14 protein-coding genes are annotated in these 16624 nt (G+C 63.1%); 2 read left to right on the top strand and 12 right to left on the bottom strand.

All coding sequences use genetic code 11. From position 1 onward, the window contains the following. Window positions 1-33 precede the first annotated feature (33 nt). From BMY91_RS00455 to BMY91_RS00425, 7 genes are read right to left on the bottom strand one after another with little or no spacing between them, the layout of a single operon-like run. The gene (locus tag BMY91_RS00455; RefSeq protein WP_090816813.1) at window positions 34-711 is read right to left on the bottom strand and encodes a DUF1961 family protein; all 678 of its coding nucleotides are present in this window, start codon (window positions 709-711) and stop codon (window positions 34-36) included. Further along, the gene (locus BMY91_RS00450; RefSeq protein ID WP_090816810.1) at window positions 708-1379 is read right to left on the bottom strand and encodes a rhamnogalacturonan acetylesterase; all 672 of its coding nucleotides are present in this window, start codon (window positions 1377-1379) and stop codon (window positions 708-710) included. Before BMY91_RS00450 ends, BMY91_RS00455 begins: the two co-directional genes overlap by 4 nt. A 27-nt stretch (window positions 1380-1406) precedes the next feature. Further along, the gene (locus BMY91_RS00445; protein WP_090816807.1) at window positions 1407-2279 is read right to left on the bottom strand and encodes a carbohydrate ABC transporter permease; all 873 of its coding nucleotides are present in this window, start codon (window positions 2277-2279) and stop codon (window positions 1407-1409) included. Continuing rightward, window positions 2280-3254, bottom strand: a complete 975-nt coding sequence (locus BMY91_RS00440) for an ABC transporter permease (RefSeq protein WP_090816805.1) — start codon at window positions 3252-3254, stop codon at window positions 2280-2282. Then, window positions 3251-4780 (bottom strand): extracellular solute-binding protein, encoded by a 1530-nt coding sequence (locus BMY91_RS00435; protein WP_090816802.1) that lies wholly within the window; start codon window positions 4778-4780, stop codon window positions 3251-3253. The genes BMY91_RS00440 and BMY91_RS00435 overlap by 4 nt, the downstream gene beginning before the upstream one ends. Before the next feature lie 7 nt (window positions 4781-4787). Further along, window positions 4788-5012, bottom strand: a complete 225-nt coding sequence (locus tag BMY91_RS00430; protein WP_090816799.1) for a hypothetical protein — start codon at window positions 5010-5012, stop codon at window positions 4788-4790. Beyond that, a complete protein-coding gene (locus BMY91_RS00425) occupies window positions 5005-5691 on the bottom strand; it encodes a YesL family protein (protein WP_090816796.1) in 687 nt (228 codons plus the stop codon). The genes BMY91_RS00430 and BMY91_RS00425 overlap by 8 nt, the downstream gene beginning before the upstream one ends. 340 nt (window positions 5692-6031) lie before the next feature. Here BMY91_RS00425 and BMY91_RS00420 point away from each other — a divergent pair, with 340 nt between their 5' ends. Together BMY91_RS00420 and BMY91_RS00415 are read left to right on the top strand one after the other, a co-directional pair. Beyond that, on the top strand, window positions 6032-8104 hold the full coding sequence (locus BMY91_RS00420) for a DUF6807 family protein (protein WP_090816793.1): 2073 nt from the start codon (window positions 6032-6034) through the stop codon (window positions 8102-8104). Next, a complete protein-coding gene (locus BMY91_RS00415; RefSeq protein ID WP_090816789.1) occupies window positions 8101-11196 on the top strand; it encodes a family 78 glycoside hydrolase catalytic domain in 3096 nt (1031 codons plus the stop codon). The genes BMY91_RS00420 and BMY91_RS00415 overlap by 4 nt, the downstream gene beginning before the upstream one ends. 49 nt (window positions 11197-11245) lie before the next feature. Here BMY91_RS00415 and BMY91_RS00410 read toward each other — a convergent pair whose 3' ends face one another. The 5 genes from BMY91_RS00410 to BMY91_RS00390 form a co-directional block, all read right to left on the bottom strand. Beyond that, window positions 11246-12538 (bottom strand): ABC transporter substrate-binding protein, encoded by a 1293-nt coding sequence (locus BMY91_RS00410; protein WP_090816786.1) that lies wholly within the window; start codon window positions 12536-12538, stop codon window positions 11246-11248. Window positions 12539-12660: 122 nt separating this feature from the next. After that, window positions 12661-13944 (bottom strand): MFS transporter, encoded by a 1284-nt coding sequence (locus BMY91_RS00405; protein ID WP_090816783.1) that lies wholly within the window; start codon window positions 13942-13944, stop codon window positions 12661-12663. A gap of 107 nt (window positions 13945-14051) precedes the next feature. Further along, window positions 14052-14702, bottom strand: coding sequence for a Poxvirus protein I5 (locus BMY91_RS00400; RefSeq protein WP_371260996.1), 651 nt, complete (start codon window positions 14700-14702; stop codon window positions 14052-14054). A gap of 12 nt (window positions 14703-14714) precedes the next feature. Further along, complete coding sequence (locus BMY91_RS00395) at window positions 14715-15641, bottom strand: carbohydrate ABC transporter permease (RefSeq protein ID WP_371260994.1); 927 nt, start codon at window positions 15639-15641, stop codon at window positions 14715-14717. Then, window positions 15638-16591, bottom strand: a complete 954-nt coding sequence (locus tag BMY91_RS00390; protein ID WP_090816777.1) for a carbohydrate ABC transporter permease — start codon at window positions 16589-16591, stop codon at window positions 15638-15640. The genes BMY91_RS00395 and BMY91_RS00390 overlap by 4 nt, the downstream gene beginning before the upstream one ends. Between the last annotated feature and the right edge of the window lie 33 nt (window positions 16592-16624).

Raw genomic sequence — 16624 nt, 5'->3', positions numbered from 1 at the left:
GGTTTCGTGCGCCCCATCACAGGGCAGAGGTGGCTACAGCTGGCTGATGAAGAGGTTGCGGTATGCGGCTTTGAGTGGAGCCATCTGGCGGATTCCGAAGTACCCACCACCCAGAGGCCCGGCACTTGGGTCCGTCCAGTCAAACAGGGGCAATCCGTTGATGGAGAAGGCTACCAACGGGCCGTCCTTGAGCACCTCCATCCGGTAATAGCCATCGGCATCTTCGGCGGGAGGAAGCGGATCAGCCCCCTGCGCCACCAGCTCAAAGCCAGCGCTCTTACGCAGATTGCAGGTACGGAAAGCACGTTCTGAAGCGTATTTGTGCCGGAAGTAGGAGATATGGAGCGCATCGATATCTCCCGAGTGGTACTGCGGGTAGAAGCCGGTGCGGGGAGCCAAGGCAGACGAGAAAAGGTCCTCGCCTCCCCGCCCCCGGGCAGCGAAGAACACCATGGCCAGTCCGGGTTCCTCCAGCGGCATGAACTCCCAGGTGATCCGCACATGATCCGGGATTTCTTCCGGGCACCAGAGGGTCCAGTGTGCATGATCTCCGTGCTCCTCCGCGTCGAGGGAGCCCGACAGGACCAACGCACCGGTGCCCTCGCCACCCGAACCCGGACCGCCGTCGTCGTGCGTTCCATAGTGCACCGGCCCCTCGGCAATCCAGGAAGCGATATCCGACGGTCCCCGCAGGGGGTTGGAGTAGATCAAACGCGCACTCCCGCGTTGACGGTGGCCGCCAGGCCATAACCAAGCGACTCGAGTTCCCCGGCCACGAAAGCGGCGATCCGCTGGGCGCCTTTTACGTGGAAGTGCGTGTTGTCCTCGAGTCCCCCGGCCCAATGCGCGTGCTCGCCTGGAGCGAAGTGGAAGAAGAGTTCCTTGGAGCCTTCCTCCCCCATTTCCTGGTACAACGCACGGGTCCACTGGTTGAGGTCCAGGACGTCCAGTTCCAGTTCGGCGCCGAGTTCGCGCACGACGGCGGGATACTCGCCCAGCGTGGTGTCCAGCCGTCCGTTACTGAAGTGCCGGCGCTCCACCGACGTACACAGAACGGGAACACCACCCTTGGCACGGACCTCGGCCGCCATACGGCGGAGGTTGCCGTCGTATCCCGTCCGCGCCGCGAGGTGTTCCCGCTTCTGGTCGTTGTGCCCAAACTGGATGAGGACGAGGTCTCCCTTCACCGTCTGGTTCAGCAGTTGATACCAGAGGCCCTCCTCGCGGAACGACTCCGTGGTGGCCCCGCCCTTGGCAAAATTGTGGACGGCGGCCCACCAGTACGTCTCGGGGGCCAGATGGGCACCCCAGCCGCTCATCGGATACTCGTAGCTGGGGCAGGCGGCAACTGTGGAGTCGCCCGCAAGGAGGATTTTCATGGTTGTCCTTTCATGGGAAAGCGGCGCCTAGCCCTTGACCGAGCCGATCAGCATTCCCTTGGCGAAGTGCTTCTGCAGGAAGGGGTAGAAGATCAGGATGGGCAGGGTTGCCACCACGATCACGGCGAACTTGATGCCTTGCTCCGGCGGGATGTACGTGGGGTCCACGTTGCCGGTGCCGAGGAGGTCCGAGGCTGCCGTGACTTGGCGCAGGTACATCTGGAGGGTCCACATGTTGTTGTCGCTCAGGTAGAGCAGCGGGGACATGAAGTCGTTCCAGATACCTACCGCGTAGAAAAGGGCGAACGTGGCCAGCACCGGCTTGGACAGCGGAAGCAGGATCCGCCACAGGATCCCGATTTCCGTGGCGCCATCCATCTTGGCCGACTCTTCCAACTCGGCGGGAAGCTCCTGGAAGAAGTTCTTGATGATGATCAGGCTGAACGGATTGATGGCCGCCGGCAGAATCAAGGCCCAGTAGCTGTTCAGCAGCCCGAGGTCCTTGACCAGCAGGAACGTGGGAATCATGCCTCCGGAGAACACCATGGCAAAGACCACCAGGGACATGATGAGTTTCCGGCCGCGCAGGTTCTTCTTCGCCAACGGGTAGGCCATGGTGACGGTGAGGATGAGCTGCACCAGGGTGCCTACCAGTGTTACCAGCACCGTGGTGATCAGTGCCCGGGTAAAGGCAGGCGTGGAGAAGATGTACTCGTAGGCGCCCAGCGTGAATTGCTCGGGCCAAACGAAGAACGCGCGCCTGGTGATCTCAGCCTCGTTGGCAAAGGACCCGGCGATCACGTAGATGAACGGCAGCAGCGTAATGATGCCGATCAGGCTGAGGAAGACGTAGTTGGCGGCATCGAAGATGCGTCCGCCACGTGTGTTGTGGATCTTCATTTAGAACAGTCCGCTCTGGTTGAACCGCTTGGACAGCCAGTTGGTGCCGAAGATCAGCACGATGCCCACCAGAGACTTGAACAGTCCGACGGCGGTGCTGTAGCTGTAGGCGCCTTGCGTAATGCCCACGAAGTACACGTAGGTATCGAAGACGTCGGCCACGCTGCGGTTAAGTGCGTTGGTCATGAGGTAGATCTGCTCAAAGCCGGTGTTGAGCATCTGCCCTATGGCCAGGATGAGCATCACGATGATGGTGGACCGGATGCCAGGAAGGGTGATGTGCCAGACCCGGCGGAACCTGCCGGCGCCGTCGATGATCGCGGCCTCGTACTGGTCCTGGTCCACGGTGGCCAGGGCTGCGAGGAAGATGATGGTTCCCCAGCCGGTGTTCTTCCAGATTTCCTGGAGCACGATCAAAGGCCGGAACCAGTTGGGATCGGACAGGATATCCACGTTGGTCCCAAAGAGCCCGTTGACGAACTGGAACAACGGTCCTATGTCCAAGGCGAAGAGCAGGAAACTCAACGACGCCACGATGGTCCAGGACAGGAAATGCGGGATGTAGACCAGCGTCTGGACGGTTCGTTTGAGCACTGAGAGGCGGACCTCGTTCAGCAGGAGCGCCAGGATGATGGTCAGCGGGAACGCGATCCCCAGGTTCAGGAAGGCAAGGATGAGCGTGTTGCCGAGCAGACGCGGGAAATCAGGGTTCGCGAAGAAGTCCGTGAAGTTGGTGACGCCCACCCAGGGACTGCCGTTGACGCCCAGGAACGGTACATAGTCCTTGAAGGCAATGGACACGCCGTACATTGGCCCGTACCGGAACACCGCGAAGTACAGGACTCCTGGCAACAACAGCAGATACAGCCACTTGTAGTGCGCGAAGTGGACAGCGAACCCGCGCCGCCGCGCCGGGGCGGGCGGCAGGGTGGCCGCCCGCTCCGAGGCTTTGGCTTCTACAACCGGGGCTGTCACTTCTTGTTGTCCTGCCAGAGCTTGTTGATTTCTTCCTTGACCTTGTCACCGCCGCTGGTGTTCCACAGCTTGATGGCGTCCTTCAGGCCCTGCTCGTCGGTCTGGCCGGCCAGGTACTTGATGCGGGCATCGGCCACGATGTTGTCCAGCTGCGCACCCTTGGCAACGTAGGTGGGCGAAACAAACGCGGCGGCCGGGTTGTACACGGCACTCTTGAGATCCTCCGCCATGACGGCGACGCGATCGTCAAACACCTTCTGTTCGTACTCGGAGGCCTGCTTGACGGGGTAATAGTTGTTGCCGGTGACGTTGGTTCCCAGCTGGGCGAAGCTCTTGATATCCGTGTTGACTACCTTGCCCTCAGGAGTCTCGGGCTTGATCGTGGCCGCGAGACCATCTTCCAGCGCGAAGTTCACGCCCTCGATGCCGTTGTTCAGGAGAACGGCCACGTCCTTACTGTTGAGCTTGTCCAGGAAGGTGAGCACGTTCTTCAGGTCGGCCTCAGTCTTGACGCTGGACTTGGGGATAGCCAGGAACCCGGAGTAGCCGTCCGTGGGGTGGGCGTGCAGCTCGCCATCTGGCCCCTTCAGGCTGCCTACGAAGCCCACTTTGTTCTCGAAGTCATTCGGGTTGGCTTGCTTGAAAAGGTTGATCAGCACGCTGACGCGGGAGTCGACGTCCACGATGATGCCACCCTTGCCGTTGAAGAACGGCTCGTTCCACTTGGTTCCATCGAACGTCGCGAAGTCCGGGTTGATCAGTTTCTCGTCCACCATCTTCTTAACGAAGCGGTTGGCCTCAAGGAATTCTTCGGTCTCGAAGCTCGGAACCAGCTTGCCGTCCCGCTCGGTCCAGCGGTTTCCGGCGCCGAACCAGGTTTCGATCATGTCGTAAGGGCTGTTGGTGCCCAGTGCGCCCCATTTGGGGATGGTGATTCCGTACGTGTCGTTTTGCCCATTGCCGTCCGGATCCTGCTCGGTGAAGGCCTTGGCTACTTTGTACAAGTCCTCAGTAGTCTCAGGTGCCTTCAGGCCGAGCTTGTCCAGCCAGTCCTGCCGGAACATCACAGCGGCACGGATCGGATTACGTCCGCGGTAAACGCCGTACACATTGCCGTTGACGCTGGCGTTCTGCTGAACCTCGGGGAAGGTGGTGCTGAGGTTTGGGTAGTCCTTGAGCTTGTCCGTCAGGTCCCAGAAAGCACCGGCCTCGGCGTTCTTCACGAAGCCGGGCGTCTTACCCTGGACCACCAGGACGTGCGGGATCTCGGCGGACGCCAAGGTGATGTTCATCTTGTCTTCGTAAGAGGCATTGGGCGTCCAGGTGATGTTGACGTCCTTGCCCGTCAACTCTTCAAGCTTCTTCTGCACTGCGCCATCGGCTGTTGGCGGCTGTGCCTCCAGGAACGGCGCCATGATCTTGACGGACGAAAGGTCCGACGCCGGCGCTTCGCCACCGCAGGCCGTGAGCGCCAGGGCAGCTGAAAGCACGACGGCGGCGGCCAGCGTTTGTTTTCTTCGGATCATTTTCTTACTACTCCACTTCTTCGGGGTTGTTATCGCTGGACGGCTCAGCTGACGGGACGCCGGGGAACCTTTTCAGGGTCCAGAGGTGTTGTCCACTGGCGTCTTGATACGTTTCATTAGTGCTGGCGACCGTGGTGTTGAGGACAAGTTCAGCGTGACCCTGGACGTCAAGCGGGCGATGGAGCACCTGCCCTCCACCTGCGGCCGGACGAGCGGGATTGACGTCAGACAAGGCTGGCCTCCTTGGCCAATGCGGGGGTGGGCTTGCCGGCGGCTGTCCCGGCGGCTTCCATGCCGGCCATGGCGTCATCGTTTGCAGTGAAGAAGCGATCACACAGCCATCCGGTCACATATAGCCACGCCCCCACGCCGAAGAACGGGATCAGCCCCGGAATTGATCGACACACAAACAGCGCGGCCGCCGTGACGAAAAGGAGGATCACGGTTCCCGCCAGATGGCGCATGGCGAAGCGGGAGGACATCAGGAAGTACTGCACCAGGGAGAGCTCGTAGCGGGCAAACATCGGAAAGAGGTAACAAAGGGTGCCCGCAACAAACAGGGCTGCCAGCAGGATTCCCGCCGAGGCGATCTGGGAGCCGAGGTCCCAGCCTGCCGAGAAGTAGCCCCAATTGAGCGCCAGCGCCACTCCCACCGCCAGCAAGGGCAGCCCCAGGGCATTGCCCTTTCCGAAGTTCGTGAAGTACTCCTTGGCGAAGCGGCCCAGCAGGGGCGTGGCATTTCCCCGCACCTTGTCACGAACCAGGACGTGGGCCGCGACGGTGCTGGGACCAGCACCAAGGACCACTCCGCCCAAGAGCGTGAAGACAAACCACAGCACGTTCAGGCAGGCAATCCACAGGAGCGTGTCAAAAAGCGTGTATGCCCGGAAGCCGAATCCACCAGACGCCATGGAATCCCCTTTCTCCATCGTTGCAGAACAGGCCCAAGCAACTGCGGCGACGGATTTGTTGTGATCTCTCAGAACAGCCGGTATCGCCAGTCACTTGGAGTTGGCCCGGGTGGGCCACATCACAAAGTAAACGCTTTCCCGAAAACTTAGACGCTGGATACTCGTCGAGTCAAGACAGATCTTGAATCGTTACATTTGCCGGATGACCGCGCTACACTGGGCAGAGCCGGGAATGGGAAAGCGCTTGCTGGGTATAGCCTGAACCCGCCGGAACACTGACAGAGAACACCTCGACGACGGCGTCACCCGCCTTCGTTGCAGCGCCAGCAGAGGAGAGCCCATGGACACCCGCTCAACATGGTCCATCACCAATCCGACACCCCCAGGCGCTGCGCCCGCGCAGAGCGACCCGACGCCAGACAGGACGGCGCCGGCCAGGATCGCCCTGGTGGGAGTCCACGGCTTCGGAGCGCACCATCTCCGCAACCTTGAACGACTCGGTGCAGAGGGCACGGTGGATCTCGTCGCCGTCGCCGATCCCAATCCTCCGGCCGCCGGAGCCCTACCGGACACCACGGCAGTTCACGCCAACCTCGACCAACTTCTGGCCGGCAACCACCACGCGGACGTCATCATCGTGGCCACCCCCATTCAGACCCACGCCCCGTTGGCGCTGTCCGTGCTTGCTGCCGAAGCCCATCTCTACCTGGAGAAGCCCCCGGTGGCGTCCATGAAGGACTTCCTCCGCCTCCAGGAAGCTGCGGGCGCCGCGGGACGCAGCGTCCAGGTCGGCTTCCAAAGCCTCGGCTCCCATGCCCTCGCCGCTTTGGCGAAATTGGCTAACGGAGAAGCCGCAGATGAGCTTCCCACCATCGGCACGCTCAAGGGCATCTCTGCCACAGGCCGCTGGGTCCGCGACCGCGCCTACTACAAACGCTCGCGCTGGGCCGGCAAGCGCAGCCTGGACGGAGTGGATGTGGTGGACGGTGTGGCAACCAACCCGCTGGCCCATGCGATCGCCACCGCACTTCGCATCGCCGGCGCCCGCCACGCTGAGGATCTTGCCTCGGTAGAGACGGACCTCTACCGTGCCAACGATATTGAGGCGGATGACACCTCCGTGATCCGCCTGCGCACCATCAACGGCCTGCCCATCACCTGTGCCCTCACGCTCTGCGCCACTGAGCCTGTGGAACCGTATGTCACCCTTCATGGCACGGAAGGGACGGCGGTGTTCCACTACACCGAAGACCGGGTCACCGTTGCCACCGAGGACGGGGAAACCACGCACACTTTCGGCCGTGACGACCTCACCGAGAACCTCCTCCAACACCTTTCCGGGGGCACGCCCCTGCTGAGCCCACTGGATCACAGCGGCGCTTTCATGCGCGTCCTCGAGGCAGTCCGCACTGCTGAAGCGCCGGCCCTGATTCCGACGGAATGTGTGGAATGGGTGGGAACGGGCGATCAAGCCCACGCTGTGATTCCCCACATCGAGGACATCCTGGAACGTGCCACCCGCGCCCACGCCACGTTCTCCGAGCTGGGACTCCCCTGGGCGCTGCCGAACACTACCGGTACCGAAGCACTCTTCTCCCCCGAGCCAGGTCTGGACTATCCCGCAACAACCCTGCGGAGCGGGAGCAAGCTGGAAACCAACCTGTCGCCGCGGCCCTATCTGCACCCCGTATCCACCCCGGCCGGAGTAGTGGTGACAGACCATCTGGCCTCGGACCACGTCTGGCATCTCGGCGCCGGGTTCGCGCTTCAGGACGTCAACGGCAGCAACTTCTGGGGCGGCCGCAGCTACCGCAGGACTGCCGGAAAGTACCTGGACCTGAAGGACCACGGACGAATCGAGGTTGCAGGCATCACCCGGGAAGAGGGCCGCACCACGCTTGACCTGGAGTGGTTCGGCGCCGACGGCAGCCTGGTCCTGCAGGAACGCCGCACCTTTACACGCACCGTCAGCAGTGCGCGCACGTGGCGCCTGGACATCCAGACCCGGCTCACCGCCGTCGTGGATGTCACGCTGGGGAGCCCTGGTTCCCATGGTGCCGCCGGCAGCGGCTACGGCGGATTCTTCTGGCGGTTGCCTGTCAACGGCTCGCCCCGCGTCTTCTCCTCTACAGCCGAGGGTGAGCCTGCCGTGCACGGTTCCGTTTCGCCGTGGCTGGCCTGGACGGGAGAGTTCGACGGCGGTACCGCCACCTTGGTGTTCGGCTCACCGTCCGAGTCCGAAGATCCGTGGTTCGTGCGGTGCAGCGGCTACCCGGCAGTGGGATCCGCGTTGGCCTGGGATGCCGCGGTGGAGTTGGCCGCGGAGACGTCCCTCACCCGCAGCAACACGGTGTGGATCAGTGACGGAACGCTGGATCCGAAGGAGATCGAAGAGCTGGTGGCCGGGCGATGAGCACTGCGGCGGCGACGCCCCCCACCGCCAGGAACCTCACCGTCCAGGGCCTGCAGCAGTGCCTGACGGCACCGGCCAGGCCGTCTTTCGGCTGGTTGCTGGAGTCAGGTCCGGGCGCGAGCGCGGAGCACGCGTTCCAAAGCGCCTACCGCCTGAGCGTGCTGGACCGGGCTGGCAAGGTCCTGTGGGATTCGGGCCACGTTGTCACGGACCAGCAACACCACCTTCCCTACACAGGCCCGGAGCTATCCCCTGACAGCGATTATCAGTGGACAGTGCAGCTGACTGACGCCGCCGGAAACACCGGCGAACCCAGCGCACCGGCCCCCTTCAGCACGGGCCTGCCGGATCCGGGCGGGTGGAGTGCGGAGTGGATTCACCGGCAACAGGGTGGGCGCGCGCCGATAGCAGTGGTGGAGGGATGCCTGCGGGTGAGCGGTTCGCCGTACCTTCCGTGGCCGGTTTCATCCAGCGGCAGCACCGTCATCAGCGCCCGGTTCCGCCTGCGGCTTGGTACCGCCGGGATTCTCCTTCGCTGTGACGGCCCCGGAAGTGGCCTGCTCCTGGAGATCAAGCCGAACCGGTCTGCCCTCCTGCGTCCCGCTCCGGAGTGGGAGATCGGCACCATGTCGGCTCCGTTCACGGAACCCCTCGCCGGGACTCCGGCCTTTGAAGCAACCGCGGCGTCCCGCGCCGGAGCACTTCCCGACGACGGTTGGCAGGACCTGGTCATCGCCGACGACGGCCAACGCATCACGGTGAGCATCGACCACGACATCGCCCTGGACGCACTGGTCCCCGGCCACACCGCCAGGGGCATCGCGTTTCATCAAGGGCCACGCAGCCAGGCAGAGTACTCGTCCGTTCGGGTCCAGAGTGACGGGACAACCCTCCTGGACAGTGACTTCACCCAGCCCGGCGCCCTGACGGGCTGGACCACCACCACTCCCCTGCGCCAACCCGACGAGTGGACCCTGGCTAAAGCAACCATCAAGCTCACAGGCACCGTGGCACGGGCCCGGCTCTACGCCGCGGCGGGCCACCACGCGAGCTTCTCCATCAACGGCAGTGCGTGCCTGGAGACCACCAACTTCGGCTACCCGGGAGAGCATTTCTACAACGCCGCCGACGTCACGGACGCCCTGCGGTCGAGCGAAACCGCCACCTTGACCGCCGTCGCGCATTGGTACGGTCCCGGTCAAGGCCGCGCCGCCGGCCGCCCGGGCCTGCTGGCCCAGCTGACAGTGGAGTACGACGACGGCACCCGGGAAGTGTTCGGATCCGGACCCGGGTGGCTGGTGGCCGAAGGACCGTACCGGCAGGGCGGATACCGGAATGATGAGGGCGATCCGATCGAACATTTCGACGCGATGGCCTGGCCGGAACCACAGCAGTGGCATCCGGCACTCTCCCTCGGAGCCCACCCGGTCCCCGACTTCCCTGTCCTGCGGCCCAACGATGCGGGCGTCGCACGTCACTACGCGGCCGCCGTCGATCTCTTCACTGCGGATGACGGAACACCGGTAGCAGACTTCGGCGCAGTGCTCCCCGGGCGTCCCGTGGTGGAGTTCCTCCGTGGTGAGCGTGGGCGGACCGTGATGCTCCGGGCGGGCTACAACCTCCGTGCCGACGGCCGCGTGGATACTGGAAAGACACCCAGCCAGAACACGGATATGTCGTTCCCCTACACCCAGGCAAACGGCCCGCAACGCTACGAGGCAGCCGTGCACCTTGGCTTCCGCTACCTGGAATTCCCGGGCATGGACTTGGCGGACCTCGGGGAGGTCGGCGCCACCGTGATCCACGCCGATCACCCGGAGGAGGGCAGTTTTCGCAGCTCGGACCACACGCTGAACCGGGTGTTCACCCTCCTGCGGGACTCGGCCTTGCTGGGAGTCCAGGAACAGTTCGTGGACACCCCTACCCGCGAGAAGGGCCAGTTCCTGGGCGATGCCGTGAACATCTCCTACGCCACCATGGCGTTGTTCGGTGAGCGTCACTTCACGGCCAAGGCGCTGCGCGAGTTCGCAGGATCGGCGCGCCGCTACTGGGATTCACCACAAGAGCGTGGGCGCTACAACGCGGTCTATCCCAACGGCGATGGAAAGCGCGACATCCCTGATTTCTCGCTCATGATGCCCGAGTGGGTGGAGGAGTACCACCGGCTCAGTGGTGACGACGCCCTGGTGGCCGGGATCCTCCCCCAGCTCATGGACACGGCCGAGTACGTCCTGCGCCACATCCCCGTGGATGGCCCCACGGCCGGTCTGGTCACGGAACTGGGCGGCGGTGGAGGCCCCTATCTTCACGGCATTGTGGACTGGCCTGCTCCGGGCCGGTTCGGGTATGACATGGACTGCGCGGCGCGGACCACAGTGAACGCCCAGTCATGGTCAGTGCTCGACGCCGTCGGCCGGTTGTGCGCGGCCACCGGCCTTGGGCGGGACGCGGCCAGGTTCGGTGAGGCCGCGGCATCGCTTGCCGCACAGATCAACGCCCGGCTGCGGGTGGACGGAGTCATGGTGGATGGCCTCTACACCGACGGCCGCCCGAGCCTCAATGCGTCCCAGCATGCCACTTCGTTCCCCCTGTCCATGGGTATCACGCCCGTTGAACACGCGGCGAAGGATGCAGAGCGGATCGCCGGGATGGGCATGCGCCAGGGTCCCATGACAGTGCATCGGCTGTTCCGGGCACTGCTGTCGCAGGGGCGGGTAGATGACGTCCTCACCTTGCTCACGGATTCCACCCAACCCGGGTGGGCCCGCCAGCTCGACGCCGGGGCTTCCTTCACGTGGGAAGCCTGGGAGCTCGATGAGGGCACGGACTACAGCCAGTCGCACGCGTGGTCGGCATCGGTCATCCGGGAGATCCTTGAGTACCTCCTCGGCGTCCGCGTCACCGCAGTGGGTGCGTCCGCCGTCGTGATTCAACCGCCGGTGTGCCGGCTGGAACATGCCGAGGGCAGCGTGCCAACGCAGCGCGGAACTGTTTGGGTTTCCTGGCGCAACACCCCGGCGGGCATGGAACTGGAGTACACGGTGCCGGCAGGGGTCACAGCCCAAGTGATTCTCCCGCGAGATGACAGCTGACGCCACTGTTCCCCGTGGGAAGTGGCGTCAACTGTCATGTCGGTGGGAGTCAGCCCAGGGTGCTCTTGGCTTCGTCCATGGCTTTCTTGGCCGCGTCAGCCGGTGACATCCGGTTGAAATGGACTTCCATGGCATAGCGACCAAAAGCTTCCACTACCGAGCTTGAGCCTGCCGGCGGAACAGGAACAGCATCGCCCAGTTCCGAGGAGATCTCATCGATGAACTTGGCCGTGGCCGCGTCTTCGGGCGTCAGCTTGGGCAGGACTGCGGCCCGGACTTCGGAGTTGCCGGGAATGCCGCGGTCGGCCAGTGCAATCTCCCCTGCTTCAACACTGTTGGAGAGGAAGTCGATGAACTTCTGGACTTCAGCCGGGTGCTTGGTCCGGGAACTGGCAGACCAGAATTGGGAGGACTTGTAGAACTGCTCCGCGCCGGCCGCGGTGCCATCTGTGCTGGGCGGCCGGTGAATTTCCAAGGCCTGGCCCGAGGCCTTGGTGAGGGCGCCCAACTGATTGGACCAGTACCAGGCCAAGGCGAACCGGTTGGTGGCGAGCCCCTGCTGATCCACTGAGGCGGTGACGTCTTCAGTCATCACGGAGGCGGGCGGCACGGCCTTCGAATCGCGCAGCTCGGCCTGGTATTCGTACCAACCCTTCAAATCGCCCTCATCGAAGCCGAGTTTGCCATCGGACGTGAAGAGTACCTTGCGATGCTGGCGGAACCAGAGGTTCATGGGCGCATCGCCGCTGACGGCACCTGAGCCGTACACACCACTCTTGCTCTTGTCCGTAATGGAGGCGGCGGTCTTGTTGTAGTCGTCCCAGGTCCAGGTCTTGTCGTCCGGAAGAGTGACGCCACTGGCCGCCACCAAAGCGGGGTTGGCCAGCACTACCTGCGCGTTCACGCCAGCGGTGACGGCGTATTGCTTGCCTTCCACCTTGCCGGCGTCGGCAACCGCTTGGTCAAATTTGCCCAGATCCACGTCCTTGAGCTCCAGCAGCGCACCGCGCCCGGCATATTCTCCCAAGTAGGCAGCGTCCATTTGGATGATGTCAGGGGCGTCCTGGGAGGCAACCTGGGTGGCCAGCTTGTCCCAATAGCCGGACCAGTCGCCGTACTCGCCCTTAATCTTGATGTTCGGGTTTTTTGCTTCGAACGCATCAATAAGCTTTTGCGTCATTTTGTGGCGTACATCCGAACCCCACCAACTGAAGCGAAGGGTGACGGTTCCATCGGAGGCGGCTTGCTGGGATCCGCCGCCACAACCGGTCATGGTGATGGCGACGGCGGCCGCGGCTGCTGCGACTTTCGCCGCTAATTTTCTGCGTGCTCGAGGAGACATCAAACGTCCTTATCTGAGTCGTGCGCTACCGGGGAGAAAACGCTTTCTCAGCGTAAGTGTGCGCTACGTCACTCGTCAAGGGAGTTTTTGTTTGTTTGAGCTATCACTTTTAACAAAAGCGCTCATGACGCTTTGTGGACTCGATGGAGCGAAAACCTCCAGAGCACCAATCCAATCACTACTGCAGACAACATTCCCAGGGCACCTGTGACCACCAAGCCAGCGCGCACCCCGAAGTCCTCCGTGAGCCACCCCGCCAGCAGGCCGCCCACAGCGTGCCCTCCCAGCAGCAACGGGAAGTACAGGGCCAGGACCCGCCCACGGACACTTGCCCCGGCCTCGAGCTGTACCGCTGTTGCTGCACTGGTGAGGAACACCAAGGTCATGAATCCCACCACAATCAGCATCACCACAAACCACTCCTGCGTTGGCATCAGCGCCGCGAGCAGCTGCGTCAGGCCGAAGAGCCCTGCGCTGGCCACGATCCCTTTCCGGCCAAAACGCTTGATGCGGGTGGCCACCAACGCCCCGGCCAAAGCTCCCACCGCGCTGACCGTATTGAACAGGCCGAAACCGGCCGGCCCGCTATGCCACACCCCGTCCGCGAAGGCCGCCAAGACCACGGGGCCATTCATGCCAAAAGCACCCAACAAGCCCGCAAGAAGCATGACCAACAGCAGAGGCGGCCGGGCACGGACAAAGCGGAATCCGGCCAGGATCTGGCCCCTTTTGGCTCCCGGTTCAGGCGCCGCCGGGGAATGATGCAGCTCCCCCGGCCTCATGGCAGCGATCATCACCAGGACCGCCACGCCTAAGCCAGCGTTGGCAGCGAAGGCTGCTGCAGGTCCGGCGTGGGCTATGACAACGCCGCCCAGGGCGGGGCCCGCCATGGCCCCCAACTGGCCGATTGCGCTGTTCAAGCCAATAGCTGCCGGCAGACCGGCATCGCCCACCACCTCGTTGACGAACACTTGGCGTGCGGGCCCATCAATGGCGCTGGTGATGCCCAAAGCAATGCACGAGGCATAGACCACCCACACGTCAGTGCCGCCCATCGCATTCCAGACGGCCAGCCCGGCCGCCAGCAGCACAGCCACCGATTGGCACACCAGAAGGATGCGGCGCTTCGGGAAAAGATCCACCAGCACGCCACTGATGGGGCCCACCACCAACATGGGCAGGAACTGGAGTGCTACAGCAAGGCCTACAGCGGCCGGGCTGCCCGTCAGCTGGAGGACAAGCCAGTCCTGCGCCAATCTCTGCATCCACACCCCGCCGCTCCCAACCAGGGAAAGGGCGACGAAGATCCGGTAATTGTGGTGCCGCAGCGGATAATGCCAGGACTCGGTGGTGCGTGCACGGGGCGTTGTGGATTGTGGGCGCAGTGGGAACGGGCGCGGCGACACGGGGTGGTCTGCTCGATTCAGCGGGGTTTGGTTGGATTTTTATGGAGTTTTTTGTACACCAATGCCCTGAAGGAGGCTCCAGAAGGGCATGAGCTGTACAAAAACTCTCAGCGGTGGGAGCGGATTTTGATGGCCGCAGCGGCCAGCACCAGGGTGCCGGGCACGATCACGAACAAGGCCTGCAACATCCAAACGAAAACAACTGCCATAAACACAGCCGCCAGCAACAGGAGCGAACCGCTCCAGTCGCGCAGCGAGTCAGCCTTGGCGCTGGCATATGCGGCAGCCCATTGTTGCGGGCCGGAAACGACGCCGGGTTGCTGGCCGGCGTCGCCGCTCCAGGTAACGTTTCCGCTCCAGTTGGCGGCGATCCGCAGGAACAGCACCGCGCCTGCCGCGGCGAGAACCAGCGTGGCGGGCAGGATCGCTGCGCGGCCGGGCAGTTGCCCCACCAGAGCGAGCAGCAGGTTAAGGACAATCACGACGGCGGCCGCCGCCGTCGTGATTCCAATCTTCCAGCTGCCGGGCAGCGCACGACGGAAATTCCCCCACAAGCTCCGTAGTGAATCATCCCTGCCACTGAGGTGCCGTTCCAGGTGCGCGACGCCGGCCGCGTAGGCAGCCGGCGCCGTCACCAAGGGAAGGGAAAGGAGGAGCACGATGACTCCCGCCAGGATGGTCTCGGCGAAGAGGGCGAAGCGGTTGACCGGAATTCCGGGTTTCCCCGACGACTTGCCTGTGGCGTCCATAGTGCTCATTTCCGCTGTTCCCTAGCCCTTGAGGCCCTGCGTCGAAACACCTTCGACGATGTAGCGCTGGAAGACCAGGAAGAACACCAGTACGGGCAGGAGTGCCAGGACGGACATGGCGATCATGGCTCCGTAGTCCGAGGACTGGGTCTGGTCCACGAAAAGCCGCAGCGCCAGCGGCAGCGGGTATTTTTCCGGGGTGTTGAGGTAAAGAAGCGGGCCCAGGAAGTCGTTCCAGCTCCAAATGAAGGAGAAGATCGACGTGGAGATCAGGGCCGGCTTCATGAGGGGCAGCATGATGGATCCGAAGATGCGAATGTGTCCTGCGCCGTCGATGCGGGCGGCTTCGTCCAGTTCGGCCGGAAGGCCTCGCATGAACTGGACCATCAGGAACACGAAGAACGCGTCAGCGGCCAGGAACTTGCCGATCAGCAACGGCACGTAGGTGTCCACGAGGCCCAGCTGCTGGAACACGATGTACTGCGGGATGATCACCACGTGGAAGGGCAGGAGCAAGGTGGCGATCATCATGCCGAAGAACAGTCCACGGCCCGGGAAGTTGATCCGGGCGAAGGCATAGGCCGAGATACTGGCTGAGAGGACGGTGCCCACCACGGCACCGACGGCCAGGATCAAGGAGTTGGTGAAGAACGTCAGGGTGGAGACCCCGCCGATGCCTTCCATGGCGGTGGCGAAGTTGTCGAAGCTGAAGTTGTTGGACCACAGCGAGGTGTTGGCGCCGCCGATCTCGGAGTTGGGCTTGAAGGACGACGTGATCATCCATAGGGCCGGGTAGAGGACCATTGCCACCAGCGCCAGGGCAATGATGTGGAAGATGGTGCTCTTGATCCGCCTGGCCATAACGGATTCGGATTTCGGGTTGTACACCGGTGCCGGCGTTGTAGGCGTTGTTGGTTGGTTCTGGGTGGGGGTTGCCATGGTTGTCACTTTGAATCACCGCTGTAGTGGACCCAGGACTTGGAGGTCTTGAAGAAGATCAGCGTGATGATGCCGACCACGATCACCAGGAGCCAGGCCATTGCCGAGGCGTAACCCATCCGGAAATCGGAGAAACCGCGCAAGTACAGGTAGAGGGTGTAGAAGAGGGTGGATCCTGCCGGGCCGCCTTCACCGTTGGAGATGATGTAGGCCGAGGCGAAGATCTGGAAGGCGTGGATGGTTTCCATCAGCAGGTTGAAGAAGATCACCGGGGAGAGCATGGGCCAGGTGATGTTCATGAACTTCCGCACCGGGCCGGCACCGTCCATCGAGGCAGCTTCGTAGAGGTCTGCCGGGATCTGCTTGAGGCCGGCCAGGAAGATCACCATGGGGGCGCCGAACTGCCACACGGTCAACAGGATCATCATGCCCATGGTCATGTTGGGGTTGCCCACCCAACCACCGAGGTTGATCCCAAAGAAGGACAAGCCCTGGTCCACCGGGCCGGAATCGCCGAACATGGCCTTCCAGACGATCGCGATGGACACGGAGGCGCCAATCAACGAGGGGGCGTAAAACGCGGACCGGTAGAAGCCCTGGCCTTTGCGCTTGCTGTTGAGCAGCATCGCGATCGCCAACGCCGCGGCGAGCTTCAACGGGGTACCGAAGACCACGTACTGCATGGTCACCCCTACCGACTGCAGGAACCGTTCGTCCTGGAACAGGGAGGTGTAGTTGTCCAGGCCGATCCATTTGGGGGCGTCGAAGAGGTTGTAGTTGGTGAAGGAGAGGTACAGCGAGGAAATCATCGGTCCCACGGTCAGGGCGATGAATCCCAGCAGCCAGGGCAACAGGAACGTGTAGCCGGCGCGGGCATCCGCCCCCCGCCGCCGCGACTTACGCGGCTGCGAGGGAGCGGACGACGTGGAACGCCTGCTCAAGGTTGGGCTTTGAGTCACAAGATCAGTCCGTCAGTTGTGAGGCCTAGATCA

This window comes from Arthrobacter sp. yr096 (assembly GCF_900108925.1).
In the GTDB taxonomy this organism is placed as follows: domain Bacteria; phylum Actinomycetota; class Actinomycetes; order Actinomycetales; family Micrococcaceae; genus Arthrobacter.
Note: the sequence above shows the minus strand (reverse complement) of the source record. Positions and strands in the feature narration are given on the sequence as shown.

Coding starts and splice junctions, on each gene's coding strand:
- BMY91_RS00450 (WP_090816810.1), bottom strand. CDS start 1,379: ATGAAAATCCTCCTTGCGGGCGACTCCACAGTTGCCGCCTGCCCCAGC.
- BMY91_RS00445 (WP_090816807.1), bottom strand. CDS start 2,279: ATGAAGATCCACAACACACGTGGCGGACGCATCTTCGATGCCGCCAAC.
- BMY91_RS00435 (WP_090816802.1), bottom strand. CDS start 4,780: ATGATCCGAAGAAAACAAACGCTGGCCGCCGCCGTCGTGCTTTCAGCT.
- BMY91_RS00425 (WP_090816796.1), bottom strand. CDS start 5,691: ATGGCGTCTGGTGGATTCGGCTTCCGGGCATACACGCTTTTTGACACG.
- BMY91_RS00420 (WP_090816793.1), top strand. CDS start 6,032: ATGGACACCCGCTCAACATGGTCCATCACCAATCCGACACCCCCAGGC.
- BMY91_RS00415 (WP_090816789.1), top strand. CDS start 8,101: ATGAGCACTGCGGCGGCGACGCCCCCCACCGCCAGGAACCTCACCGTC.
- BMY91_RS00410 (WP_090816786.1), bottom strand. CDS start 12,538: ATGTCTCCTCGAGCACGCAGAAAATTAGCGGCGAAAGTCGCAGCAGCC.
- BMY91_RS00400 (WP_371260996.1), bottom strand. CDS start 14,702: ATGAGCACTATGGACGCCACAGGCAAGTCGTCGGGGAAACCCGGAATT.